The 25,586-nt window shown below is 71.1% G+C and carries 19 protein-coding genes and 1 pseudogene; 10 read left to right on the forward strand and 10 right to left on the reverse strand.

Going from position 1 to position 25,586, the window contains the following annotated elements:
- Positions 1-356: 356 nt before the first annotated feature.
- Genes ACFYM2_RS09930 through ACFYM2_RS09940 form a run of 3 tightly spaced genes read right to left on the reverse strand, consistent with a single transcriptional unit; the run spans position 357 to position 1,433 of the window.
- Complete coding sequence (locus tag ACFYM2_RS09930; RefSeq protein ID WP_388834886.1) at positions 357-650, reverse strand: hypothetical protein; 294 nt, start codon at positions 648-650, stop codon at positions 357-359.
- A gap of 19 nt (positions 651-669) precedes the next feature.
- On the reverse strand, positions 670-1,191 hold the full coding sequence (locus ACFYM2_RS09935) for an AAA family ATPase (protein WP_388834889.1): 522 nt from the start codon (positions 1,189-1,191) through the stop codon (positions 670-672).
- Positions 1,188-1,433 carry a histidine phosphatase family protein gene (locus tag ACFYM2_RS09940; protein WP_388834892.1) on the reverse strand — a complete coding sequence of 82 codons (246 nt, stop codon included), beginning with the start codon at positions 1,431-1,433 and terminating at the stop codon, positions 1,188-1,190. The genes ACFYM2_RS09935 and ACFYM2_RS09940 overlap by 4 nt, the downstream gene beginning before the upstream one ends.
- A 298-nt stretch (positions 1,434-1,731) precedes the next feature.
- On the opposite strand from ACFYM2_RS09940, the gene ACFYM2_RS09945 reads away from it, so the two are divergent.
- Positions 1,732-2,583 carry a DUF3592 domain-containing protein gene (locus tag ACFYM2_RS09945; RefSeq protein WP_388834895.1) on the forward strand — a complete coding sequence of 284 codons (852 nt, stop codon included), beginning with the start codon at positions 1,732-1,734 and terminating at the stop codon, positions 2,581-2,583.
- 218 nt (positions 2,584-2,801) lie between these two features.
- Here the strand turns inward: ACFYM2_RS09945 and ACFYM2_RS09950 are convergent, their stop codons facing one another.
- A complete protein-coding gene (locus ACFYM2_RS09950; RefSeq protein ID WP_388834898.1) occupies positions 2,802-3,206 on the reverse strand; it encodes a hypothetical protein in 405 nt (134 codons plus the stop codon).
- A 146-nt stretch (positions 3,207-3,352) separates the two neighbouring features.
- Between ACFYM2_RS09950 and ACFYM2_RS09955 the strand changes: the two genes are divergently transcribed.
- Complete coding sequence (locus ACFYM2_RS09955; RefSeq protein WP_388834901.1) at positions 3,353-3,796, forward strand: hypothetical protein; 444 nt, start codon at positions 3,353-3,355, stop codon at positions 3,794-3,796.
- Entirely contained in the window at positions 3,774-6,743 is a 2,970-nt protein-coding gene (locus ACFYM2_RS09960; RefSeq protein ID WP_388834904.1) for a M48 family metalloprotease, read from the forward strand. Before ACFYM2_RS09955 ends, ACFYM2_RS09960 begins: the two co-directional genes overlap by 23 nt.
- A gap of 272 nt (positions 6,744-7,015) precedes the next feature.
- Here ACFYM2_RS09960 and ACFYM2_RS09965 read toward each other — a convergent pair whose 3' ends face one another.
- A complete protein-coding gene (locus ACFYM2_RS09965; RefSeq protein ID WP_388834907.1) occupies positions 7,016-7,600 on the reverse strand; it encodes a CGNR zinc finger domain-containing protein in 585 nt (194 codons plus the stop codon).
- A 234-nt stretch (positions 7,601-7,834) separates the two neighbouring features.
- Between ACFYM2_RS09965 and ACFYM2_RS09970 the strand changes: the two genes are divergently transcribed.
- Positions 7,835-8,956: an epoxide hydrolase family protein gene (locus ACFYM2_RS09970; protein ID WP_358998961.1), complete on the forward strand. Its 1,122-nt coding sequence runs from the start codon at positions 7,835-7,837 to the stop codon at positions 8,954-8,956.
- 266 nt (positions 8,957-9,222) lie between these two features.
- Positions 9,223-10,256: pseudogene (locus ACFYM2_RS09975) on the forward strand (alpha/beta hydrolase).
- A gap of 487 nt (positions 10,257-10,743) precedes the next feature.
- Here ACFYM2_RS09975 and ACFYM2_RS09980 read toward each other — a convergent pair.
- The gene (locus ACFYM2_RS09980; protein ID WP_388459522.1) at positions 10,744-11,712 is read right to left on the reverse strand and encodes a LysR family transcriptional regulator; all 969 of its coding nucleotides are present in this window, start codon (positions 11,710-11,712) and stop codon (positions 10,744-10,746) included.
- 113 nt (positions 11,713-11,825) lie between these two features.
- Between ACFYM2_RS09980 and ACFYM2_RS09985 the strand changes: the two genes are divergently transcribed.
- On the forward strand, positions 11,826-12,671 hold the full coding sequence (locus ACFYM2_RS09985) for an alpha/beta fold hydrolase (RefSeq protein WP_358998969.1): 846 nt from the start codon (positions 11,826-11,828) through the stop codon (positions 12,669-12,671).
- Positions 12,672-12,811: 140 nt separating this feature from the next.
- Here ACFYM2_RS09985 and ACFYM2_RS09990 read toward each other — a convergent pair whose 3' ends face one another.
- Positions 12,812-13,330, reverse strand: coding sequence for an MSMEG_6728 family protein (locus ACFYM2_RS09990; protein ID WP_358998972.1), 519 nt, complete (start codon positions 13,328-13,330; stop codon positions 12,812-12,814).
- Between the two features lie 75 nt (positions 13,331-13,405).
- Here ACFYM2_RS09990 and ACFYM2_RS09995 point away from each other — a divergent pair, with 75 nt between their 5' ends.
- Positions 13,406-13,903, forward strand: a complete 498-nt coding sequence (locus ACFYM2_RS09995) for a hypothetical protein (protein WP_388834910.1) — start codon at positions 13,406-13,408, stop codon at positions 13,901-13,903.
- 159 nt (positions 13,904-14,062) lie between these two features.
- Here the strand turns inward: ACFYM2_RS09995 and ACFYM2_RS10000 are convergent, their stop codons facing one another.
- The 3 genes from ACFYM2_RS10000 to ACFYM2_RS10010 all read right to left on the reverse strand — a co-directional run bounded on the left by ACFYM2_RS10000 (position 14,063) and on the right by ACFYM2_RS10010 (position 19,249).
- Entirely contained in the window at positions 14,063-14,704 is a 642-nt protein-coding gene (locus tag ACFYM2_RS10000) for a polysaccharide deacetylase (RefSeq protein ID WP_388834913.1), read from the reverse strand.
- 271 nt (positions 14,705-14,975) lie between these two features.
- Positions 14,976-18,494 (reverse strand): carboxylic acid reductase, encoded by a 3,519-nt coding sequence (gene car / locus ACFYM2_RS10005; RefSeq protein WP_388834916.1) that lies wholly within the window; start codon positions 18,492-18,494, stop codon positions 14,976-14,978.
- Positions 18,495-18,556: 62 nt separating this feature from the next.
- Complete coding sequence (locus ACFYM2_RS10010; protein ID WP_388834919.1) at positions 18,557-19,249, reverse strand: FadR/GntR family transcriptional regulator; 693 nt, start codon at positions 19,247-19,249, stop codon at positions 18,557-18,559.
- A gap of 215 nt (positions 19,250-19,464) precedes the next feature.
- Between ACFYM2_RS10010 and ACFYM2_RS10015 the strand changes: the two genes are divergently transcribed.
- The 3 genes from ACFYM2_RS10015 (at position 19,465) to ACFYM2_RS10025 (ending at position 25,526) form a co-directional block, all read left to right on the forward strand.
- The gene (locus ACFYM2_RS10015) at positions 19,465-20,445 is read left to right on the forward strand and encodes a hypothetical protein (protein ID WP_388834922.1); all 981 of its coding nucleotides are present in this window, start codon (positions 19,465-19,467) and stop codon (positions 20,443-20,445) included.
- Positions 20,446-20,669: 224 nt separating this feature from the next.
- Entirely contained in the window at positions 20,670-22,532 is a 1,863-nt protein-coding gene (locus ACFYM2_RS10020; RefSeq protein WP_358998977.1) for an HSP90 family protein, read from the forward strand.
- The gene (locus tag ACFYM2_RS10025) at positions 22,533-25,526 is read left to right on the forward strand and encodes a tetratricopeptide repeat protein (RefSeq protein WP_388834925.1); all 2,994 of its coding nucleotides are present in this window, start codon (positions 22,533-22,535) and stop codon (positions 25,524-25,526) included.
- Positions 25,527-25,586 lie beyond the last annotated feature (60 nt).

A 25,586-nucleotide genomic window follows, 5' to 3' on the forward strand; every position in this document is an offset into this window, starting at 1 on the left:
GGCTCAGGTCGGAGCGGAAGCCTCTGTCGGCCGTCGCTCGTGCGGCCAGGGCCTCGCTCAATGCCTGGGCACGCGACTGATCAGCGGGAGCCTCTTCCAACCGACTCAGCTCTCCTTCACCGGACGTTGCCGACGAACTTTCCGAAGTCTCTCCGACGCCGCGGAAGGGGCGCCGCACCAGGGTGCTCAGCCCTGCCCACGCCTGTCGCCCAGCCTCGCCCCCGGCGCCACCCGCCAACGCCATCAACAACCCCGCCGATACAGGATCCACCGCGTGCTCCCCGCGTCCACATACTGATTTCTGACACGAGACACGCTACGAGAAACGGCGGCTCCCCAAGGGGAAACCAGGAGCTTCAACCGGCCGGCTCTTTGGCGCACCGAGCCGGCCACGACACCCTCGCGGCAGCGACCTGAAGCTTCCCCCTCGTCGTCCGCACCATGTAGGCGGGGAGCCTGCCGGACATCCGGGTGCGCAGCGCTCGGGTGTTGACGTCGGCGCCGGGGGCGGGGACGACGTATCCGACCAGGCGCGAGTCGCCCGTGGAGTCGGGGTGGGCGGCCACGACGGCGTCACCACAGGCGCTTGCCTCGGCAGAGTTCGGCAGCCCGAGGATCTTCTCCTGGGTCACCAGCAGACTCAGTTTCATCGCACGCTCCCGTGCTCGGTCAGGACAGCCAGCCGCTCAGGTCGACGATTTCCTCAGCGATCTCGTCGAGTCCGCGGTCCGCGTCGATCAGGTGGTCCCCGATCCGGTTGCGGGCCATGGTCTCGGCGAGCTCCATCGCCCTGCTGAGGTTGCGGGCCAGGCCCCGTCCGCGTTCCCGTTCGCGCATGCGGTCTTCCAGGGTGGGGCCGGCCACGTGGAGTCGGTAGACCGTGATGTCGGCGCCGGGCACCGCCTCCTCGATGAGCCCGATGTCCTCGGCATGCTCCACGATGCCACTCAGGACGAGACGGTCGGCGCCGGCTTGTCGGAAGTTGGCCCACAGCGCGGCAAGGTTCCTGGCGCCGAGGGAGCGATTGAATCGGTCCTGGGAGCCGGGGACGTAGCACCACCGGATGTTGTCCATGTCGATCAGGGCGTGGGCCACCTTGCGTTCGCGCAGAATCTCGCGGATCTCCCAACAGGTGACGGTCTTCCCGGTCCCGGACGGCCCGGTGACCACGATGACGGGCACATGTGTCATGGCGTTGCGTTTCCCATCGACGACGTCCCGAGCGTGTCATCGTGACTCCGGGGCGGGTCTCCCCATTCCGGCGGCTCGGCGGTGTTCAGGGCGATTGTCTTCGTCAGTGACAGCTGGTCGTCCACCACCAACACATGGAAGCGTCCTTGGTCGTGTCGGAAGATCCTGCTGCGTCGCAGCGGTACGCCGAGCAGGTGGCACAGCAACCACCTCGACGGGCCGCCGTGTGAGACTGCGAGCACCCGCTCGCAACAGACCGACAGCAATGATCACAGCCACCGGATGGCCGGTCAGCGCCATGAGCCCGGTGCCAAGCGCGGACAACAGCAGACCGGCAATACGAGCCCGGCGGAGCGGTGCCGGTCTCCGTGACGCCCGGCGAGCCATCGGCGGTGGATCTGCCGGCCTTGCGCCTCACCGGCCCGACCCGGGTCCGCCACCACCTCTCGATCCTCCCGGAGACGAAGATCCGCGCGTCGAGCGCGTGAGGGCGCCAGGCACCGTGACGGACCGTCCTGCCATGGCCTAAGATCCGCCGATATGGGGGAATCACAACGTGGGACAGCCACCGGGGTCGTCCTGTCCGGCGGCCGCACCCGGACGTGGGTGGAGGGCGGCGCGCTGCACTGGAACCGGGGGCGTACGAGTGTCGTCGTGCCGGGGACGGGGATCCGCCGCGTCGAGGCGGCCGGGAAGTCGCTGACGGTGTTCCTCGTCGAGGACGCCGGTGACGGCTTGTCGATGACGGTCCGTCACCGCAACCAGGACATGATCAGCGCGCTCGGCGCGGAGATAGACGCGATCATCGCTGACGCCGGCCGGTCGGGTAAGCGGCACCAGCCGCAGCGGCACACGGTGCGGGTGTGGCCCGCGCGTGTGCTGACTCGCCTGCGCGACCGTGTTCTGCACGGCAGCCCGTGGTGGCGGCGCGCGCTCTGGTACACGGTCCTGGGCCTCCCCCTGGCCGTACTCCTGCCGGTCGACCCCGTCCAGGGCGTCGTCGCCTGGCTGCTCCTGCCCGCCGGGCTCGGCCTGCTGCTTTTGTGGGTGACGATGTCCCAATTGGACCGCAGGTGGATGGCGTGGCGGCGGGGCGTGACCGTCCACGCGCGGTACGAGTTCGACCTGACGACGCCCGCCGACTCGGGCGTCAGCTACATCGTCCATTTCCGCACGCTCGACGGGCAGGAGAGGGTGGAACCCACCTGGTCGCGAGGGACCCGTGACGAGATCACGTACGACCCCCGCGACCCCTCCCGCGTACACGCACGCACCCGGCTGGCCTGGCTGGGGCCCGCCGTGGTCGCCTTCCTCCTGGCCGGCGTGTGGGGCGTCCTGTGCTGCGTCCCGGCGGTCATCTGGCTCATTGCGCTGGTGTCCCTGCCGTTCTGAGGGCGGTGGTGGGGAAATCGCGACCCTGGACTACCGGGCGCCGCCCGGCACCACCGGCCTGTCCGGGGGTGGCCACGCCCGCCTGGATGGGCTCCGTGCTGGCGACTTCGGTGGGCCGCAGCTGGGCCCCCGCCGGTTCACGCGCACCCAGGACCATCCGCAGCTGGACCGGCTGGTCCGGCACGACCCACCCCACCGGTAGCCCGAGGCGGCACACCTCAAGGAAGCGGTGCGTGGTTTCCGTCTTGGTCCTCGTCGCGTCCCGCGACGGCGCCGCGAGTCCGATGATGTCGACCGGGCCTTCGGCCGTGTCCACGCTCACGCCGACCGCTCGGTACGGCAAGAACGTGACCGCCTGTGTCGAGCGGCCGGGTCACGAGACGGCTCACGACCATCGCGCCGGTCTCGCGGTACCCCTCGATCGTCGGGAACGTCACGTTGTGGCCCGCGTCATGGAGCGGCATGAAGTCGGTACCGCCGGTGTTGGCTGCTCCAGTGAGGACCAGGACGTGCTCGGGCCGACCCGCCAGGTGGGCGAGCTGATGCCGGGTCCGGTCGTAGCCCGGGCATCCCAGACGGAACGTCATCACGTCCAACGTGGGGCCCTGCTTGTCGTCGTGCACGTCGTTCTCTCTCTGCCGCCGGGAGGTGAACTTTGGTTCAATGGCCGTAGGTCCGGCGCGATTACGGCGGCGACCAACGGGGGAGAGCCATGGGTTCTGAGGCAATTGGTTCAGATCAGGTGACGCTTCGGGGCGTCGTTCGGGCGGTGGTCGCCGAATTGGAACCGGGCGAAGTGAAGGCCCTGGACGGGCTCCTGCGCCACGACGACGAAAAGGTCCGGCAGTGGCTGGGCGGCCGGGGGCGCGGTGGCGGAACGATCGGATTCGGACTCAACGACGTCGTCCTGGTGCTGACGCCGGTGGTATGGATGGCAGTTGATGAGGCCCTGCGCGAGGTCGTCGGCAAGGGAGTCGACGCGGGGACCAGAGGCATGAAGGTGACGTTCCGCCGCGTGCTACGACGCCGTGGCACGGCTGCCGGCGCTCCGGCCCCTCTCCCGTCCCTCAACGAGGACCAGCTGTCCCGCGTGCGGGGGATCGTCGAGCAGAGCGCCCGGCGGCGCGGGATCTCGCAGCGGCGCGCGACCGAGATCGCCGACCTCGTGACCAGTCGGCTGGAGCGCGGCGATGACCGGCCGGAGCGGCACTGACCCGGTGCCCGAGACCACGGACAGGTCTCATCTGAGAGTCGACGAGCGGACGTTGGTCGCGGGCACCAGCCTGCGCTTCGTGATGCTGGTGGTCCTGCTGCTCACGCTGAGCGCCTCGATGATGCTGCCGGTCGTCTCGCAGTTCCGTACCACGAAGCCGGACTACGTCGGCTGCGAGCTCGCCGCGGGTGTTGATCCCCGGCATGCCGGGGAGGCGTCCAGTTACGCTCAGGAGATGGCCCAGGAGGTGCCGTTCGCAGCGTGCCAGTCCAAGTACGCATCCGGACTGCCACTGTGGGCCCTGGCCGCCTGGCCGGTCGGGCTCGTGGTGGTCGCCGGAGGCGTGTTCGCGGTGCTGCCGGTGCTCATGCGCAGGCGGCGGTACATCGTGTCCCTGCCGCCACCCGACGAGGAGGGCCACCCGCAAGCCCTGCTCGAAGAGCTCGCGCTGGCCGCCGGCTTGAACGGTCCGCCGACGGTGGTGCTCGACATGGCAGCGAAGTCGCGCGGCGCGGAGGTGTTCGGCACCGACCGCCGGCCGGTCGTGTCCGTCCCCAACGGCCTGCTCGACGCCGAGGACCAGGACGGGGCACGGGCCGTGCTGCTGCACGAGTTCGCCCACATCAAGAACCGTGACATCACCCTCACCTACGCGACCGTCGCGCTCTGGCGGGTCTTCGTCGCCGTCATCCTGCTGCCCTACGCGGTGTGGGAAGGCGAGCAGATCTACCGGAACACCCACCTGTGGCACTGGCCGCCGACGGTGACGCCCGGTCTGGCCCGGGCCGTCCTGCTCCCTCTGGTCACCCTGGCACTGGTCTACCTCGCGCGCTCGGACGTGCTGCGGACCCGGGAGCTCTACGCCGACTTGGCCGCCGTGCGGCACGGCGCCACCACACGCAAATGGGAGGTGGGGCAACCTCCGCCGGAAGGCAGCAGGGCCCAAGCGGCTTGGGCGTCGTTCACCGAGCTGTGGCGGTCCCACCCGAGACTGGAACTGCGGCGGCACAACCTCGACGATCCCGCGCCGGTGTTCGGTGTCCAGGCGCTGCCGACGTTCCTCGTCGGCGTCGTGGCCATCCTCCTCTCCGTGGACCTGCTGACGTATCTGAGTCCGTTCATCTACCACATGAGCATGTGGCTGGAGCAGGCGGTGGCGCTGGTTCCGGCGCTGGTGGTGACCGGCGTCGTCGGCGTCGCGCTGTGGCGGTCGGTGGCCTTCGCCGCGTCGACGGAGCGGCCCGCTCCGTCGGGGATCCGGGTGGGCTTCTGGCTCGGCCTGGGGATGGCGGCGGGTGACCTGCTCACCGGGAACTCCTCTGGAAACGGCGCCCAATGGTGGCCGACGCGACCAGCGGCGCTTCTGCTGACGATCGGCGCGGGCGTGGCGGTCATGTGGTGGACCGCGCAGTGCGCGCGGCTGGCGGCCAGGACGTGGCGCGGCCGCGGCCTGCTGGTCCCGATGACGCTCGGCCTGAGCGCGACCTGTCTGATCCTGCTCGTCTGGTTCAGCTGGTGGGCGCTGATCGGGGTAGGTCTCGCCAATGGTTACTCGCCATCGATCGCCGGCGTCGAGGCCGGCCTGCGGGCCCTGTTCTCCGCATCAGGACTTGAGCACTCGGCAACCCTCACCGCGGCAGCGGAGGCGTTCTCCTGGCTGAACTTCCTGTTCTTGACACCGCTGGTCCCCGTGGCCGTGGCCCTCGTCTGGACGGTGCCCGCGGCGGCTTGGGCGGCCGGCCCGACCGACGGCGTCCCTCGGTGGATGGCCCGGGTGCGGACCGGCCCCGACGACGGGCGGCCACGGACTCTCACGCTGCCGCCGCTCCGGCGCGTCCTGGTCCCCGGCTTTTCCGGTGGCGCCATCGGGACCGTCATGGTCATCGGGGTCGAGGCGTATCTCCACCACTGGCAGTCGCGGCCGCCGCATTCCGGCCACTTCGCGTTGGCGCAGGTCGTGTGGATCCTGCTCGCCCTGGTGGCGAGCGCTCTGGGCGCCGCGGTGGCGGCCTTCGCCTCGGCCGGCCGGTTCCGGCTGCTTGCCACTTTGATCGCCGCCGAGACCGCGGCCCTGACGGGAATCCTCGGGATGTCCCTCGTCGTCACCACGGACGGGTGCCTCCCCGTGCTGAACACCTTGGGGAGGGGCTGCACTTGGCAGCCGCCCTGGGACCGATGGCACCACCAGATCTTTCCGTTCCTGTTGAGCAGTGTGGTCGTGACCACCGCGATCCTGTCCTTCGTCGTGGCCGGGGCCGGCTCCGTGGTGCTGAGGCTGCGCCGGCGCGGGGACGACCACCCTGCACCTGCGGGCTCCAGCCCGCCGCTCGCCCCGCCCAGGAGGCCGGGACGGCTGCGCTTCGGACTCTACGGCGTCGCCGCGACGGCCGTGGCGATCGTCGTGGGGCAGATGGCGTTCCTTGAGCGCACGTACGTCATGACCACCACACCCTCCGGCGTCCAGACGGCGACACGAGGGTTTGTCCATGTGCCCACCACACCGGTCGACCCCTCGCTCCTGGCCTCACAGGTCCACGCCTGGGGCCGCTTGGGCGGGCTGTGGATTGTGAACCATGCCACCACCGGCTCCGACCAGCTGATCAGCCAGATCAACGCCGCGGCCGCGAGCAAGAAGACGGCGTGGCGCGACATGGGCCCGATCGGCACCACCTGTGACCAGCTGGGCCTGCTGGCTCCCTGGGCGAACGGCAACTACTTCCGCGTTCCCGACGCGCAGGCCGGACTGTCGTGGACGCGGTTCGGGACCAACGCGGCGCAAGGCAGCCGGGATTGCCGTCAGGGTCTGAACCAGAAGAACGCCCGCCTCTTCGGCCAGGGACTGCGCGAGCTGGCCCAAGCCGGGAAGGACCTCAAGGCGGCGAAGACCCGGATGGCCACGGTGTTGCGCACGGGCGGTTATCAGGTTCCTCCCGACCTCGGAAAGTGAGGCGCGCTTGGCCGGACGTGCCGGCGCCCGGTCTCGTCGACGGGGAGGACGCGTACGCCGAAAAGGGGGAACTGTCCGGCCCTGACGGACACCGGCTGTGAGTCGTCGAGCGTCGCGCTGGTCCGCCCCTGGTCTGGATCTTGGCTGGTCGTCCCTGTGTGTTCCAGGGGCTCGAGTCGGGTGCCTGGAGGGAGCCTTACCGCTCTAGGCTCGCCGCGCTCGGGGAACCACGGCTCTCCCGGCGCCGGCCCGGCAGGGGCAGGTGGCGGCGCTCAACGTTGGCTGTGCCGGCTCCGGTAGGCCGCGACGCTGGCGCGGTGTGCGCAGGGTCGGGTGCAGTACTGCTTCGAGCCGTTGCGGGAGAGGTCCACGAAAGTGGCCCGGCAGGCCGTCCCGGCACATACGCCGAGACGAGTGGGACCAAGCGTGGCGATTACGGAGGCCAGCGCGCTGAGCGTAGTCGCGGCGAGGTGCGCCGAGCAGCGGTCGGTGTCGGAGGTCACCTCGGTCCACCAGCGGTCGTCCTCGTGGCGCAGTACGGGAGTGGCGCGGCTGCGACGAAGACCCTCGTTGATCAGGGCCTCGGCTTCGACCGCGTCCGCGGCCGCCCGTTCGAGCACCTGACGCACCGTCTCGCGCACCGCGCGCACCTCCGCCAGGTCGGTGCGGGTGAGACGCCGTGGACCGGTCCCTTGGTTCGCCGCCGCACTCGGAGGCGCCGCAGCAGGATGGTCGTCGAGGAAGTCCCGGAGCTGGTCCACGGTCTCGAGCGCGTCCTCTCCCTTGACCGGCCTCAAGGTGTTGGCCAGGTCTACGGCCGTCTGGACGACCGCTGGGCTGTAACACGCATCCCGCATGTGTTATATCTCCTCACCGCTCCGTAGCGTTACACTCAAAGGAGTTTTAGCATGTCACGCCATGTTCGGCAGGGGACGACGCCGCAATGACCCGGACTCGTCCTCAGCCCGGCCCGGCGCCCTGCCCCTGATCACCGTCTCCGGGCCCGACACCGGCCGATGGCACCCGCGATGACGGTCCAGCCGCATCTGATCCGATGACGCCCTGACTCGTAACTCGTAAGGAGATGTGCCGTGTCCGCCGAGCCGTTCGAGGTCAGTGTCACCGAAGCCGAGATCGTGGATCTGCGGGATCGATTGCGCCGGACCCGGTGGCCCGAGCGTGAGCCGGTGGACGACTGGTCGCAGGGTCTGCCGCTGGCGTACGCGCAGGAGCTCTGCCGCAGTTGGGCCGAGGATTACGACTTCGGGTTCGCCGCGCGGCTGAACGTGTTTCCGCAGTTCCGCGACACGATCGACGGGCTGGGCATTCATTTCCTGCATGTCCGCTCGCCGGAGCCGGACGCGTTCCCGCTCGTGCTCACGCACGGATGGCCGGGTTCGGTGCTCGAGTTCTTGGAGGTCCTTGGTCCGCTGACCGACCCGAGGGCGCACGGCGGTGACCCGGCGGACGCGTTCCACGTGGTCGCGCCGTCGTTGCCGGGTTACGGCTGGAGTGACAAGCCGTCGACGACCGGGTGGGGCGTCACGCGCACCGCGCGCGCCTGGGACACGCTGATGGTCTCGCTGGGTTACGAACGGTACGGCGCACAGGGCGGTGACTGGGGTTCGGCGGTCTCCGGGGCGTTGGGCGAGGTGGCGCCCGGGCGGGTCGTCGGCGTACACCTGAACCTGGGATCCGTGGCGGCGGGCGCGTTCGACGACCCGACGCCCGCGGAAATGGCCAATCTCGAGGCCGAGAAGGAGATGCGGCGCACCGGCCGGGGTTACTCGGCGATCCAGGCGACCCGGCCGCAGACGCTCGGATACGGTCTCACCGACTCCCCGGCGGGGCAGGCCGCCTGGATCGCCGAGAAGTTCTGGGCGTGGACGGACAACGACGGCCATCCCGAGGGCGCGTTGTCGCGGCAGACGATCCTCGACGAGATCTCGGTCTACTGGTTCACCGCGTCGGCCACGTCGTCGGCGCGCCTGTACTGGGAGAGCTTCGCCCACTTCCGCGACAAGGTGACCGCGCCATCGGGGCTGTCGATCTACCCGCGCGACATAACCCGCCCGTCGCGGCGGGAGGCCGAACTGCGCTTCACCGACCTGCGCTGGTTCGAGGAACTGCCCCATGGTGGCCACTTCGCCGCGCTGGAGCAGCCGGAGTCACTGGTCCAGCAGGTGCGCGGGTTCTTCCGCCTGTTCCGCTGACTGACCTGCCGCAGATTGTCCGTGCCGCCCCCTGGGAATCCCGCGCCCAGGAGCCCCCGAGTGCGAAACGGTTGCACGCTCCGGCCGGTGCTGCGTCCCGACCCGAGGCGAGCCCTGAAACCTTGTGGGGCGGCCGCGTTGGGCAAGATCTACACTGCCTCGGACGGCTGGACTCCCGCTTCCAGCGGTGGATCACGGGGCGCGCACGCGGAGCACACGATCGCCGTCCCCAGGGGTGGCGCGCGCAATCTCACGAAGGTGGACTGATGGTGTCAATACCTTTCGATGCGGCGCTGTTGGACGGATACCGCGCCGTACAGGAGGCCGGTTCGGGCCCGATGAGCATGGAGCGGCTGCCAAAAGTCAGGGCCGAGGACGCCGCAGAGGTGCCAACACTCGACGAGCTGCGGCAGGGCGGACGGTTCGAGGTGACTTCGCACTCGGTTCCCGGAGCGTCCGGCACATCGGAGGCCGAGCTGCTGATCTGTACGCCTGCCGCCGTTTCGGGCCCGGCGGCGTCGCGCCCGGTCATCTACTTCGTGCACGGCGGTGGCTACTTCAGCGGCGACCCGCGGCACCTGTTCTTCCTCGAACGGCTGCTGGACGAGGCCGAGCGGTTCGGGGCGTCGCTGATCTCGGCGGGGTACCGGCTCGCGCCGGAGCATCCGTATCCCGCACCCCTCGACGATGTCTACGCCGGACTGCTGTGGTCCGTCGAGCACGCGGCCGAACTCGGCCTGGACGCGGACCGGATCGTCGTCGCGGGGACGAGTGCCGGTGGTGGCCTGGCGGCCGCGCTGAGCTTGTCGGTGCGCGACAAGGGCGGGCCGCGGCTGGTCGGGCAGTTGCTGATGTGCCCGATGCTCGACGACCGTAACGACAGTGCTTCGGCCCGTCAGATGGACGGTGTCGACGTCTGGGACCGTGGTTGGAATGGCTTCGGCTGGAAGGCTCTGCTCGGTGCCGAGTGTGGGGCCCGGACGTGTCGCCGTACGCCGCGCCCGCCCGCGCCACGGATCTGTCCGGACTGCCGCCGGCGTTCATCGACGTCGGCTCCGCGGAGACTCTGCGCGACGAGGCCGTCGCCTACGCCGACCGGATCTGGCGGGCCGGCGGCTCGGCCGAGTTGCACGTGTGGTCCGGCGGCTATCACACCTTCGACCTGGTGGTCCCGGACGCGGTGATCAGCCGGGCGGCGTGGCAGGCCCGTCGCTCCTGGCTGGAGCGGGTGCTCCGCGGACTGACGTCCCGCCCGGGTCCTGAGCCATCCGATGTCGCGCGTGGTCGCCGACCTGCATGAACTCACCTTTCCACGATGCTGGTCAGCGGGGCGGGAAGGGCCACGAGGAGTGCGCCATGACGCTCTACGAAGGGGGGCCCGCACCTGCGGCCTTTCGAGCGATACGGACCGGACTCCGAGCGCGACGACCACTGACCGTCCCCGGGCCCTGGGCCTGGGCCCGAGCCCGATGTTGTAGGAAGCCGATTCTTCTGGCCAACTCCCGCACTGTGAGCCGGGGTTGGTTCTCTCTCGTCCGAGGTCTCCCAGCGTGCGTGGAGACAGTCCTCGATCAGGAAGTCTCCGCAGGGAGCCACACAGGCGGCCCGGCGCTCCTCGGACACAGGGGGCTGGGTGAACGCGTAGACGGACAAGGCCATTCGGGCCGGCATCGCGGCGGCCAGGACCTCGGCGGTCGGCGGCATGGTCGGGGTGGATCCCGTCTATCACTCCGGCCCAGCTCTGCGGCCGCGGCTACACCGGAGCTCGCTCGCCCCGCGAAGCGGCGTCAGGCAGGAATCGGGGCCCCGTCGTCGTCTTCATCGTGGTCCGAGGCGCCGATCCGGTGGTTGAGGGCGGCGCCGACCTCGGGGCAGTTCTGGCGGATGACGTCGAGGAAGGCGTTCAACGCCGGGGAGCGGTCGCGGGCTTGGAAGGACAGGATCAGGTCGGGCAGGGGGGTGCGCGGGGTCACCTCGCAGAACCAGGTGCCCCGTCGTGGGGCCGTCAGCATGCGCGAGGGGCCAAGACCGACGCCCACCCCGCAGGCGGCGAGGCCGATGATGGTGTGGATGTCCCGCGCGACGGTCGCGCCGGAGAGCGCCGGGGAGTCCTTGCCCAGCAGGGTCCGCAGGCCGGTGAGGACGGCGGGTTCGTCCTCACCCGGTGCCACGATCAGCGGCTGTCGCCGCAGTTGGTCCACGTCCACCGACGACTGCCCCGCGTACGGATGCGTACTGCTGACGACCGCGACGAGGTGATCGTGTCCGATCGGGACCGAAACCAACTGCTCGGCCCCGACGCCTCGTGGACGACCCAGGCCGATCGCCACGTCGAGTTCCCCGGCGACGAGCGCGGCCGTGCTGCGGTTGGTCGCCATCTCGTGCAGTTCCAGCCGTACGTCGGGCCGTTCGCGGCCGAACCTGCCGATGACGTCCGGCAGGGGTTCGAGCAGCGCCGATGCGATGAACCCCAGACGCAGCCGTCCCGTCTCGCCACGCGCCGCCCTGGCCGCGTCGACCGAGGCCGCCGTGATCTCGTCGAGCGCTCTGCGCGCCCGCAGGAGGAAGGCCGCGCCCGCAGGTGTCGGGAACACCCCCCGGCGGGTGCGGTCGAACAAAAGGGCGCCCACTTCTCGTTCGAGGTCGGCGATCTGCTTGGACAGCGGGGGCTGCGCGATGCCCAGCGCACCGGCGGCCCGGCCGAAGTGCGCGTGCTCGGCGAGGGCCAGTGCGTACCGCAGGTGCCGCGCCTCCATGCCGGACCGCCCCTTCATCTCTCGCGATATCTTTCGATATCTCACAGGTATCGTGCGCCAGCTTGTCAGATCTTTTGATGGATGGCCGGCGTCGGGTCGCGTGGAATGCGGTCATGACTGCTACTTCTCCCACAGACACCGTTTTCGTCTTCGTGCACGGGGCCTGGCACGGTTCGGCGCAGTGGGCGCCGACGCAGCGCGCACTCGCCGCACTCGGTGCCGCGAGCACGGCCGTCGACCTGCCGGGGCACGGCTTCGACGCGCCACTGCCCAGCGGATACCTCCAGCCGGGCCAGCCGGGCCTGCTGACCGAGAAGTCCGAGCTCGCCACCGTGACAATGGACGACAGCGCCGAGGCTGTCCTTGACACGCTGCACCAGGCCCGCCACCACCGTCGTGTCGTGCTCGTCGCGCACAGCGCGGGCGGCGGCCCCGCGTCGCTCGCCGCCGAGCGCGCACCCGGACTCGTCGACGAGATCGTCTACCTCTCGGCCTTCGTACCCGCCGGACGGCCCCGGTTCTTCGACTACCTCGGCGCCCCCGAGCAGGCCGCGGCACGAGGCGGGAGTCTGAATATCGGCGACCCCGGGGAACTGGGCGCCGTGCGGATCAACCCGCTCTCGCAGGACCCCGCCTACATCGAGGAGCTGCGGCAGACCCACTACCATGACACCCCCTTGGACCGCTTCGACCGCTGGCGCTCGGCGCTGAGCCCCGATCTGCCTCTGGCGATCCCCTCCACTCCGGTCATCGTGACTCCGGACCGGTGGGGGCGTATCCCTCGGACCTTCCTGCGCTGCGCGGACGACCGGGCCCTGCCTACGGCCGTGCAGGATCTGATGATCGCGGAAGCCGACCGGGCCATGCCCGGCGACCCGTTCACCGTGCGCACCCTCCCGGGCAGCCACAGCCCGTTCGCCGCCCGGCCCCATGAGCTCGCCGCGGCGCTGCTGCCGTGAGCGGCGGACGCCTGCTGCTGCCGGTGGTGCGCCCCGGACCGTCACGCCCTCGCGTCCGGTCAGTGAACGTGGTCATCAACTGGGCTGTGCAGCAGAGTAGTTGATGGCCGCCGCCCCGTGGGTGTTTCTGGTGCCCGCTGCTACGGTTCCTCCGTGCGCCGCTCCCGGTCCGACGCCGGCCACACATAGGGCAAGTCGTCCGGGACCTCGGGAAACAGGGGACGGTAGAAGTCGGGTTCCTTGCGCACCAGCGCCGACCGGTGGCTGCGGTGGAATTCCGGTGAACCGAGCCAGGGGGGAAGTTCCCCGGCGCGGGCAAGTTCCTCCTGGGTACGCACGGGCCGCGCGGGGCGGGTGTTGCGCATGGGTCGCGTGGCGCGAGTGTCGCGCCACCGTCGGTAGTCCTCCGTCAGCGTCCCCGCGCAGGTGTCCGCGCGGCCCGCCGCCGTCCACGCCGCGCAGATCACCAGGCCGTAGCAGACCAGGGCCTCCTCGTATCCGGACCACATCCGTACGGCGGGGTGGCGCCGCCATCCGTAGCCCGGCACGGTCAGGCCCCGGAACACCTGGAGGGCTTCGACCCGCTGTTTGCCCAGTCGGCGCCGGTCCAGGACCTCGGCGGAGTCCGCGAATCCGGCGCAGGGCAGAAATGTTTGCATACGGCCTGATATCACTCCCGGCTCATCCGCGCCCGGATTGACCGCCGTCGCCCTCCTCGTTTTCGGGACCACCTCGTGGGGGTCGCCGGCCTTGCCCGGGCAGCGGACCTGACCACCAAGGCCGCCACGAGCGCGCCCACGCAGGGCCGGGTGATGTACGCCGGGATGCGCGCGCTCCCCGTACCGGGCGACCCGGTCACCCGCCTGTCGCATGCGGCCACCATGCTGCGCGAACACCGCGGGGACGGGCACGTCGGCGCGCGCGTCGGTGGCACGGAGGCCCACGTGCTGGAGGCGCCGGCGCGCGGGATCTGTCCACCGGAGACGTTCGGGCGCATCCACCACCTGCCGAAGGAACGGTTGGCCGAAGTGGTGGACGGCTTGCGCGGGCGCGGGCTCGTCGACGCCGACGGCCGGTTCACCGACGCCGGGCGCCGGACCCAGCAGCGTGTCGAGGCCCTGACCGAGCTCGCCGCCGCGCCGTACGAAGCCCTCTCCCGCTACGCGTTCGACGAGCTGGTCGCGGAACTCGAACCGGTCAGCGCGAGGCTGGTGGCCACGGGGTCGCGGTAGCCGTCGGCTGCGGGGGTGACCCCGGCTCGATTCCCCGCCGCGCCGACACGGCCCCGGCGCACGCACGGGCACAGGGGTGGCACCCCGGTTCGGAGCACCACCCCTGCTCACCACCCCTGCCTTGCGATGTCGGCCGTCAGCGGCCGTCAGGCATCCGGGTCAGACCCAGATGCGTACGGCCTCCATGCGGCGGGACTGGCCCGTGGTTCCTACGTAGACCGGGTTGCCGCTGACGGCGCTGAGCCAGCCGTAACCCTCCACGTGCGCCTGCGCCCCGACGTTGCCCGAGCCGACCTGCACGCCCAGCGCCTCCATGCGGCGCGACTGTCCGGTGGTGCCGACCGTCACGACCTGTCCGTCCGAGCCGCACACCCAGCCCTGCCAGCCGATGTCGGCGAGGTGGGCGTTGGCGCACACGCCCCCGACACCGCTGGTCGAGATCGCCAAGGCCTCCATGCGGCGGCTCTGCCCGGTCGTGCCCGCCACCGCGCCGTCACAGACGGCGGACTGCCAGCCGATGTCCTGGACGTGGGCCGAGTAACAGATGACCCGGGCGTTGGGCGCGACCCGGGTGCGTGCCTTGTTCATCGCCGCCTTCAGTTCCGCGACGACCGAGGCGGGGGGCTGGGCGGCCGGAGCGGCGGTGGCCGGAGCGCCGACGGCCGGCGCCGGGGCCGGAGCCGCGACCGACGGCCGGCCCTGCGCCTCGGCCGAGCCCGCGGCCCCCAGCGCGCCCGCCAGCGCCAGGCCGAGGACGATACCGGCGGTCCTCCTCGTGGTCTCCTTCTTCGCCTTCTTCATGATTTTCCCCTCCTTGTACGGACTGGTCCCACCCATCTGTACCGGTACGGGCGGGCGGGGAACAACGGATCGCGACGCCTACGGCCGAGACCCGTCCCGGCATGGCCCACGGGGAGGCCTTGCGCCACCAGGACGAGGTATGCCTCGACTGCCCTGTTTTCAACTACCTTGCGCACGCGTGCAGTTGGTGCCCTGCTTTCACGGCCTGCCGCGTGGCGCCCGGTGCCTCAAGGTCTTCGCGATCACGTACACGCGCCGTATTACCCGTGACCTACAACAGCTCTCGCGTCCGCAGGTCCGCGACGTACTTGCTGATCAGGTCCCGCGTGAGGTGGGGGATGTCGCGCTCGGGGTCGAGGTCGGCCGCCCGCACCGCCGCGCGGAATGCCCGGGCGGGTAGGGCGGATCCGGGCAGGTGCGGCTGCGGCTGGGCGAAGGCGTGCAGCAGCGGGAGCACCGAGTGCTGCTTCTGGCGGTCGGGCAGGCGGAGCATGGCGGTCTCGAAACGCCGGAGCCAGGTGTCGTAGTCGGGGACGCGGGTCAGGGGGTGGCCGTCGGCCGCCAGCCAGTCGACGAAGGTGTCCAGGGAGATGCCGTCCTCATGCGGGTTGACCACGTTGAAGGTCTGGTGGCCCGCCCGCGCGGTGTCCCCCAGCGCGGTGATGGCCCGCGCGGTGAAGTCGACCGGGAGCGCGTCGTAGTGCGCGCCGGCGCCCGTGCTGTCCTCGGCGTAGAAGCTGCCGGGCGCCGTCCCGGTCGTCAGCACACTGAGGAGGAGCCGGGTGAAGACGTCCGGGATGTTGAGCTGGCCCCGGTAGCGCGGGTGGGCGAGGATCAGGTTCGAGCGGAACACGGCGACCGGCAGGCCGAAGGTGTCGTGGGCCTCGCGCAGCAGCACCTCGCCCGCCCATTTGCCGGCCGCGTAGCCGTTCGCGTAGGTGGCGTCGATGGCGTACGCGGGGCAGGCCGCGCGGATGTCCGACGACTCCTCGGCGGCCGCAGGGGCGTCGAGGGCGACGGCGACCGTGGAGATGAAGGTGAACTGTTTGAGCCGGGAGGTGACCGCCAGCTTGATCAGCTCTGCCGTGCCCAGGACGTTGGGGCCGAACAACTGGCTGTAGGGCAGGACATGGTTGACCAGCGCCGCCGAGTGGACGACCACGTCCACCGTGTCGGCGAGCCGCTGCCAGGTCGCCGGGTCGAGCCCGAGTGCGGGCTCGCTCGCTTCTCCCGCGATCACCTCCAGATGGTTCGCGGCCAACGCGCGGTAGCGGGCGAGCAGTTCGGGGTCGCCGCTGTCGAAGGCCGCGTCCAGCCGCGCGCGGGCCGCCTCGTCGGTCTTCCCGCGCACGAGGCACACCACGGTGCCTCGGCGCTCCGCGACGCGCTGGAGCCATTCCAGGCAGAGAAATCGCCCCAGGTAGCCGTTGGCGCCGGTCAGCAGGACGGTCTTCGCCTCGGGCAGCGGATCGGCCGGCCCGAGCGCGGGTGAGGCAGCGGCGTCGAAGAAGGCCTCCAAGCGCAGGTCTTCGGCGCGCAGTCGGGTCGCGCCCGGGCCGTGGACGGTGTCGGCCGTGGGCCGGGAGTGTTCCGTGGCCAGCGCCCGCTCGACGTACTCCCCCACCTGCCGGAGCGTGTTGACCGGGTTGATGACGACGTCGACGGGGACGTCGATGCCGTAGATGTCCTTGAGCAACTGGGCGTAGGAGACGGCGGAAAGGCTGTCCCCGCCGAGTTGCTGGAAGTGTGTGTCGGGCCGCGCGTCGTCCCGCCGGTGACCGAGCAGCGCCAGCGCCGCCCGCACAACCGTCTCGTGTACGGGGGCGTCCTTTCCGGCCCTGCGCAGGGCGCCGAGCTGGTCGGCCTCGCGGTCGGCGATCTCGGTGTACAGCGCCTCCAGACGCTCGCCGTAGCGGCCAGCCAGAGCGGGCCGCAGGGGCTTGCGCAGTCCGGAGAGCAGGCCGTTGTCCTGGCTGAACGGTTCGGTCTCGATGAGGAAGTCCCGTGGAATCTCATAGGAGTTGAGGCCGCTCTCCTCGGCTGTCCCTCGCAGCGCCTCGCGCAGGGCGGTTCGCAGGCGCTCCGTGTCCCCGTCGGCGTCGGCGAGCGCCTGGGGGGTCGGCACGACGACCGCGAGCAGGTAGGGGCGCGTGCTGTTGGCGTACAGGAAGACCTGCCGGACGAGGGGGCCGGTGGCGAAGAGGGTTTCCAGGCGGGTCACCGGCACGAATTCGCCCTGGGACAGCTTCAGGACGCCGGCCCGCCGGTCGACGTAGGTGAAGGTGTCGGCGGCGGTACGGGCCATGATGTCGCCCGTGCGGTAGAAGCCGTCCTCGTCGAAGACGGCGGCGGTGGCGTCCGGCCGTTGGTAGTAGCCGGGCACGAGCCGGTCCGACTTGATCAGCAGTTCGCCCCTCGGGTGGGGCAGATCGGTGCTCAGGTAGCCCAGTTCGGGCACGTCCGCCAGCTTGTACGCGGTCACCGGCGGGCACAGGACACGGCCGTCCAGGGTGACGATCCCGGCTTCCGTCGAGCCGTAGCCGTCGACCATCCTGACGTGCAGACAGTCCTCGATGAACGCCTTCCCATCGGCGCTGAGGGGTGCCGAGGCGTTGACGGCCCACAGGAGGCGGCCCCCTACGGTCTGCTCCCTCAGCTCTTCTTCGAGCCCCGCGACCGCGTCGGCGCTCCCCCGGTCCAGGCCAGCAAGGCCGGTCCGGTAGCGCCGTACGAGCATGTCGCAGATGCGCGGCACCATGATCAGTTCGGTGGGCCGGACCAGGCTCAGGTCTTCGATGAGCGTCGAGAGGTCGCTCGACGCCGTGAAGTAGGCGGTGCCGCCCCTGGCCAGCGTGCTGAACAGCACCCCGCGCCCCACCATGTGGCTCAACGGCATGAAGTTCAAGACGATGGCCGGCCACGCAGGCCGGCCGGGGACGAAGTCGACCCACAGCTGCTTCGCCAGACGCTCGGTGTACATCGCGCCCTTGGGGGTGCCCGTACTGCCCGAGGTGTAGAGCAGCGTGGTGAGCGGGTCGGGTTCCGGGGACGGGGGAAGGTGCGGCGGCGACGGCAGAGAGCTGCGGCGCGCCATGACGGATGCCAGCGTGTCCAGGGTGGCGCCGTGGTCCTGAGTGTCCAGCTCATCATGCGCCCGGGCCATCAACTCCCGGTGCTGAGCGTCCTCCTGACGGTGTCCCAGCACGAGGAGCCTGCGCAGGGACGGCGCGCGCGCCGCGAGGTGGAGGGCGACATCCAGCTGCGTCACGTCGACGGCCAGCACACACGGGGCGGCCTGCTCGACGATGGGGGCCAGCCGGTCGGCCGCGGAACCGGACGGCAGTGGTACGCACACGGCGCCCGACCGGACACACGCCAGATCCACGACGGCGTACTCGGCGCTCGGGGGACCCAGCAGCGCGACGAAGTCACCCGGGCTCAGGGGCCGCGTGGGGTGATGGACCCACTCCGAGGCGACGGCACCCACCCGTTCCCACAGTTCCCCGTAGGTGATCGTCTCGAAGCGTTCCAGCAGACGCGTCCCGGTGCGTCCCGTGTCCGGGTCGGTGACCGTCTCCACGGCGCGCTCGCCCATTGCGGGGCGGTCCGCGTAGGCGGCCATGACGGTGGACACGAGCTCGACGAGGGGCAGCCCCGGCTCCCGGAGCGCGTCGCTGACGGCGGCGAGGGGAGCGGCGGCACGGAACTGCGGGTCGCTCGCGTGCAGTTGCTCGGCGCGGCGTGCGGTGTGTGCGTCGAGTTCTCGCGGAAGGGCGGCGTGCGTGGACATGCCTAACAGGTCTCCTTGCGTGGCGATGGCGTGAGACGGACGGTTGTCGGGCTCCGGGCTCTTCATGAGCCGGCTTCGTCGGTGTCGTGGGTGAGGCACACGATGGCGGCCGCGGCGGCGCGGGCGCCGTCCCCGTCCCGTGCTTCGATCGCTTCGACGAGCCTGCGGTGCAGACCGGCGTGTTCGTGTGCGGCGGCCGCGTCCCAGGGCAGTCCCTCCTGGGTGGCGGTCAGGGCGGTGCCGAGGTAGTCGTACACCTCCATGAGGAGGTCGTTTCCACTGGCGCGCACGACGGCCCGGTGGAACAGGGCGTCGACATCCCTGGCCGCGGTGGGGTCCTCGCTCTCGCATGCCGCGTCCGCGTCGGCCAAGAGCTCGCGGAGCTGCGCCAGTTGGTCGTCACTGCGGCGCAGGGCGGCGGCCTTGGAGGCGAACTCCTCAAGGAGGGTGCGCAGTTCGAGGACATCGTCGCGTCCTGCGGCGCTCGCGCGCCGCACCATGACCGACTGGAGCTCACTGGACGCGCGGACATACGTGCCGTCCCCGATCCTCGCCTCGAGCAGCCCGAGATGCACGAGCGCGCCGATCGCTTCCCTCAGCGTGCTGCGCCCGACACCGAGCTCTTCCATCAGGGCCTGTTCCGACGGAATCCTCGTCCCCACCGGCCATCCGCCCGCCGCGATGTGTGCACGGAGGCTGTCCACGAGTTGCGCGGCCAGACTTGCCGACCTGCGCGGTGCGTTGATGCGTTTCATGTCCGCACTCTATACAGACATCAGACGTTTGAACATCACTCGGATGGCTGGGTGCATCGCATTCGGCCATCTCCGCCCGCGCGTTCCGGGCCGGGCGCCCCAACCGGTCGGAGCGGGGGAAAGAGTGTGCGATTGTCAGTCGTGCGTGATAGTCACTACCTTCACGAGGGAGTGACTTCTGACCTCCCCGTTGGGACACAACAAGGGGTGGGGACATGGCGGTGCTCCATGGATGGGGGCTCACGCTGGGGAAGCGGGTCGTTCGGCCCGTGGCGCGCGTGCAGCGGGACTCGGGGGATCCCGATGTGGGACGGGTGCGGGCGGCGGCCTCGGCCGGAGACTGGGCGACGGTCCGGCTGATACTCGAAGCGCGACCGGAGCGCGAGGACCGCACCGAACTGGTGCGGGCCGTCGGTGAGACGGCGGGGGTCGAGCGGTGGATCACCGGGGTCGTCGAGGCCGAGCCCGAAGCGGCGCTCGCGAAGCTGGTGGCGGGGTTCCGTTACATCGACTGGGCCTGGGAGGCACGGACGGGAGCGCGTGCGAAGCACGTCTCCCGCGAACAGTTCGCCCTGTTCCACTCCCGGCTGCGTACGGCCGAGGAGTGGCTGTACGAGGCGGCGGAGCGCGAGCCGGAATGGGCCCTGCCCTGGTTCGGACTACAGATCACGGGCCGGGGCCTGGAGGTCGGACAGCACATCGCGCGGCGCCGCTTCGAGGCCACCGTACGCCGCGATCCGTACCATCTGGGCGCCCACCAGCAGCGGTTGCAGCAGGTGTGCGACAAGTGGGGCGGATCGCACGAGGAGATGCACGCCTTCGCACGGGAATCGGCGCTCGGCGCGCCCGGCGGCACGGCTCTCGGCCAGCTCGTCCCCATGGCGCACATCGAGCACTGGCTCGCCCTCGACGGGGGGTTCTCGGGCGGCGCGTACATGCGCCGGCCCGAGGTGGTGGCGTCGCTGCGGGAAGCCGCCGACCACTCCTTCCGCCACCCGGACTTCGTCCGCTCGGGCGGATGGCTACAGGTCCTCAACACCTTCGCCATGGCTTTCTCGCTCGCCGAGGACCAGGCCGGGGCCCGTGAGTGCTTCGTCGGCTCGGAAGGGCGCGTCACCGAGTCCCCCTGGCACTACATCGACGCCTCCGATCCCGCCGCTGCCTATAAGGAGCATCGCTCGTCGGCCGGGCGTTGAGCATCGTTTCGGTGCTCCTGTGACGGTCCGTCATGAACCGCTGTGGCAGCCCACATTGGGCTGTCACGGCGGCGTTCCATAGCTCCGCGTGGCGACCTTGGCATCCGTCGGATCCGACGACGGTTCGCCGTCCTCACACACTCCGTTTCCCCTTCCGTTCCGTCCCCTGCCGGCGCCGCGTCACCGCGCCGCGCGGGGACGCGTCCACCGAAAGACTTCGCCCGGTGCCTCAATCCGAGTCCTCCCACACCTTCCAGGTCGACCTGCGCGGCCTGGTCGACCTGCTCTCCCACCACCTCTACTCCAGCCCCCGCGTCTACCTGCGTGAACTGATGCAGAACGCCGTGGACGCCATCACCGCACGCCAGTCGCTCGAGCCGGGTGCGGCCGGCGCCATCACCGTGCGCACCGGCGACACCCTCACCGTGACCGACACGGGGATCGGTCTGAGCGAGGCCGACGTCCACCGTTTCCTCGCGACCATCGGGCGCAGCTCCAAGCGCACCACCGAGGGGGCGCTCGACGGGGCCGGACTCGACGCGGCGCGGGGGGACTTCATCGGCCAGTTCGGCATCGGTCTGCTCGCGTGCTTCGTCGTGGCGGACGAGATCACGGTGCTCAGCCGCAGCGCCGCCGATCCATCGGCGCCCGCCGTCGAATGGCGCGGCCACTCCGACGGCCGCTACACCATCCGCACGCTGCCCGCGTCGGCCGTGCCGGAGCCGGGCACCACCGTCCGGCTGGTTCCCCGGGCCGACACCGCGGAGTGGACGCAGCCGGAACGGGTCGTCTCCCTGGCCCGGCACTACGGCGGCCTGCTGCGGCACCAGGTGACGGTCGTCGAGCCGAGCGGCGAGACCCACCAGGTCAACGAGGCTCCCCCGTGGGAGCGCGGCCACCGCTCACCACTGGCCCGCCGCGAGGCGTTGACGGCGTACTGCCGCGACCTGTTCGACTTCACCCCGCTGGACACGATCGAGCTCGACCTGCCTGCGGCTGGTCTGCGGGGCGTCGCCTACGTCCTGCCCACGGCCATGAGCCCGGCCCAGCGCGCCGGGCACCGGGTGCATCTCAAGGGCATGCTGCTCACCGACCAGGCGCCCCAACTGCTCCCCGACTGGGCCTTCTTCGTGCGCTGCGTGGTCGACACCACCAGCCTGCGGCCGACCGCGTCCCGTGAGGCGCTGTACGAGGACGGCACCCTGTCCGCGGTGCGCGACGCCCTCGGCGAGCGCATCCGTGACTGGCTGACCGGTCTGGCGGCCAGCGACCCGTCGCTGCTGCACCGCTTCATCGACACCCACCATCTCGCGGTCAAGGCGCTGGCCCGCTACGACGACGAGCTCCTGCGCATCGTGCTGCCGTGGCTGCCGTTCGAGACCACGGACGGCAACGTCACGCTCGAGGAGTTCGCGCGCAAGCACCCCACCGTGCTCGTCGCCCGCAGTGTCGAGGAGTTCCGCCAAGTCGCTCCCATCGCGTCGGCCGCCGGCCTCGGCGTCGTCAACGGCGGTTACACCTACGACCGCGACCTCGTGCACCGGCTGCCCGAGATCCGCCCCGGCACGGCGGTCACCGACCTCGACCCGGCCACCGTCACCGCGCACCTCGACGCCGTGGACCCGGCGGCCGAGCTGCGCGCCGCCGCCTTCCTCGCCGTCGCCCGGGACACCGTGGGCGCGCACGACTGCGACGTGGTCCTGCGCGACTTCCAGCCCGTCACCGCTCCGGCGCTGCTCCTGGACAACCGGGAGGCGCGCCACGAACGGACGCGTTCGACGCTCGCCGCCGACAGCGACGGCCTGTGGGCGGACATCCTCGGCTCGCTGCGCCGTGAGTCCCCGCGCGCCCAGCTCGTCCTGAACCACCTCAACCCGTTGGTGCGCCAGGCCATCACCATCACCGAGCAAGAGCTCGCGGTCACAGCCGCCGAGGCGCTGTACGGGCAGGCCCTGCTGCTCAGCCGCCGCCCGCTGCGGGCGAGCGAGAGCGCTCTGCTCAACCGGGCCTTCATCAACCTGCTCACGCACGCCATGCACCACTCCGGCACGGCGGCACCCGGCTCCGAGCCCCGGAAGGAACTGTAGATGCTGGACACCCCCGAGGCCGTCGTCGAGGCGCTGCGTGAGAACAACGGCCGCCCCCACGGTCTGCCGCGCACCATCACCGCGGAAGAGCTCGTCGAGGCCGCCGAGTCCTTCGAGGAGCCCGACGTCCTCGTCACGGCCCTGCTCGAACTGATGTCGGCCTACGAGTTCACCGGCGAGCACCGCAAGTCGCCCGTCGCCTTCGCCCGGCTGCTCAAGCTGTGGGACACCGCTCCGGGGTCCTTCAGCCAGTGGGAGGCCAACCAGGTCTTCTGGCGGTTCAAGTGGGTGACCACGTCCCTGTTGCAGGTGCCCGAGGTGCCCCTGGCGGCCGTGCACGGCTGGATCGACCAGATGCGCACCCGCTATCAGGACGCCGGGCACGGCATGCAGCCGGTGGCCGCGATGCGCTACCACGTGGCGCGCCACACGGGCACCGGTGTGGCCGGCGCGTACGACCTGTGGGCCACCCGCCCCCGTACCGAGCTCAGTGACTGCGAGGCCTGTGAGACCCGGCACTTCGCCGTGCACCAAGTGGCGGCCGGTGACGACGCCGGGGCACTCGACACCTGGCGGCCGGTGCTCACCGAGGACAAGGGCTGCACCGAAGAGCCCCAGATGAGCCAGGCACGCGCCCTGCTGCCGCTGCTGCGCACCGGCCGCTTCGACGAGGCCCGCTCGCACCATCTCACCGGCTACCGCCGGGTGCGGGGGAATCCGGGGACGCAGGAGGAGGTGGGTCTGCACCTGGAGTTCTGCGCGCTGTCACGCAACGAGGGCCGGGGTCTTGAGATCCTTGCCGAGAACCGCCCCCTGTTCGAGGCGAGCGGTGCTCCGCTGGCCCATCTCTCCTTCCTGACCGGCGCCGAGGTGCTGCTCACCCGGCTGGTGGCGGACGGCCACCTCGACACCGCCGTCGCGGGCCCGCCCGGACGGAAGTGGACCACGGGCACGCTCCTCACCCACCTGCGCGCCGAGGCGGACCGGCTCAGCCACGCCTTCGACGTACGCAACGGCTCCACGGCCGTCAGCGACGGGCGTCAACTGCGTCTGCGCCAAACGCCGTTGACCGATGAGCCCCTGCCGCTCGGGCTGCGGGCCGCCGTCACCCGTCCCGTCGCGTCCGTGGATACGGGCCCGGACCTCGCCCCGGCGGCCGCGCTGGACATGCCCGAGGATTTCGTCCCGCTGGTGAGCGAGGCCCGGCGCATGTCCGCCGTCGGTCATCCAGGGAGCGCGAGGCTGTGGGCCGTCGTCGCCGAACGCCTCGCCGACGGCACGGGGGCGCACGACGAACGTCTGGGTCCCGAGGACCTGCTGCGCGCGGAGCTCGCCGAGCAGCGCGCCCAACGGCTCACGCGGAAGGACGACGACGCGGCGAGTGTCGCCGAACTGCGGCGGGCCGCCGCTCTGTTCGCGGATCTCGGCATGGCCTGGCACGCGCTGTCCGCCCGCACCCGGGCCCTCGCCTGGACACCCTCCCCTGACGACGACGCGCCCGACGACACGTGCGGAGCCGCCGCGATCCGGACCGGCATCGACGAGGCGCTACGCGAGGCGGCGCGGCTCAGGACGGAGGCGCCCTTCACGGGCGACTCCCCGGCGGCGGGTGAGATCGCCTCGTCCGATGACGTCGGGGCGCAGCGGGCGCTGGAATATCTCGCCGTGCTGTACTCCTGCGTCTTCGCCGCCTACAAGGAGCTGGTGGGCGAGCTGCCCGAGCCTTCGGACTCCGCCGTCGAGCGGTTCGAGGAGTTCACCCACATGCTGCGCACCGAGGCGGAGCACCTGTCCGTCCCTCACCAGGTCGCCGGCGCGCGGCAGTTCGTGGCGGACGTGGCGGCCCGCCGGGGCGACACGGCCCGCGCCGAGGCGGAACTGCGTGCGGCGCTCAAGGACGTGGAAGCCGCCGGGCAGCCCTGGCGCGGGACCCGTCCGCGCGCCCTGCTCGCCCAGACCCTGCTGACCCTCGACCAGCCGGCCGAGGCGGTGGAGCTGCTGCACCGGGTGCTCGCGGACGCGGTGCGCTACGACGACACCCACTTCGCACTGGCTCCCACATACGCGATGCTCGGCCATGCCGCGTCCCACCTCGGTGACACGGGCGGCGCCGTACGTCACCTCTCGGAGGCGGCCGCCCGTTTCGACCAGGACGGCGAGGCGGAAGAGGCGGCCGGTCTGCGTCTCCAGCTCGCCGATGTCCTGGCGCGCGCCGGGCAGCAGGCGGACGCCGTGGCCGTACTGGAGTCCGTCCTGTCCGACGACGCGGTCTCCTCGCTCGACGAACGTCTGGTCGCCCAGGCCAGGTTGACGCTGGCGCGCGGGCTGCGGGAACTGGATGAGTTCCTGCCCGCGTCCGAGGAGTTCCTGCGGCTCGCGTCCTCCGTCGCCGCCTGGGAGGACGAGCCCCGGCTCCAGACGCTGGTGGCGGCCGAGGCTGCCACGACGCTGGCGATGGCCGACCGGTGGGACGCGGCGGGCACGGCGTACGAACGCGCCGTCGCCGCGCACGCCGTGGCTCCGAACCCGTCCCTGCTGATGCACATGATGTGCGAGTTCGCGCGTCTGACCATGCTGTTCAAGGGGCCCGACGGTCTGGAGGCGGCGCTGGGGCACCTTGCGCGGGCCGACGCGGTCGCGGGCGAGGTCGCGGACGGCGCCGACGGCGCCGACGGCTTCGTCCCCTGGTACGAGCGGGGCGCTGTGCACTACCGCCGCGCCCGCGTCCTGGCGGAGGCCGAGTCCTTCGCCCAGGCGCTGGCCGAGGCGGAGACCGCCGCGGCGCTCTACGAGCGGGGCGGGGAGCACGGCGAGGCGCCACGCGCCGAGGCCCAGCGGATGGCCGCCCTGATCGAGGGCAACGGCCTCGGTCGCTTCCCCGCGGCCATCGCCCGGCTCGGCGAGGCGGCGGCGCGCGCCCGCGCGGCGGACCTGCCCGAGGCCGTCCAGATTCTGGAGGCGCTGCGGCAGGAGTACCGACGACGCGAGAGCTGAGCGCCGGGCTCCGCCGAGGTGGTCCCGGCGGAGCCCCAGGTCCGGTGGTTCGGGCCACCA

The organism is Streptomyces sp. NPDC006711 (genome assembly GCF_042869775.1).
GTDB lineage: Bacteria > Actinomycetota > Actinomycetes > Streptomycetales > Streptomycetaceae > Streptomyces.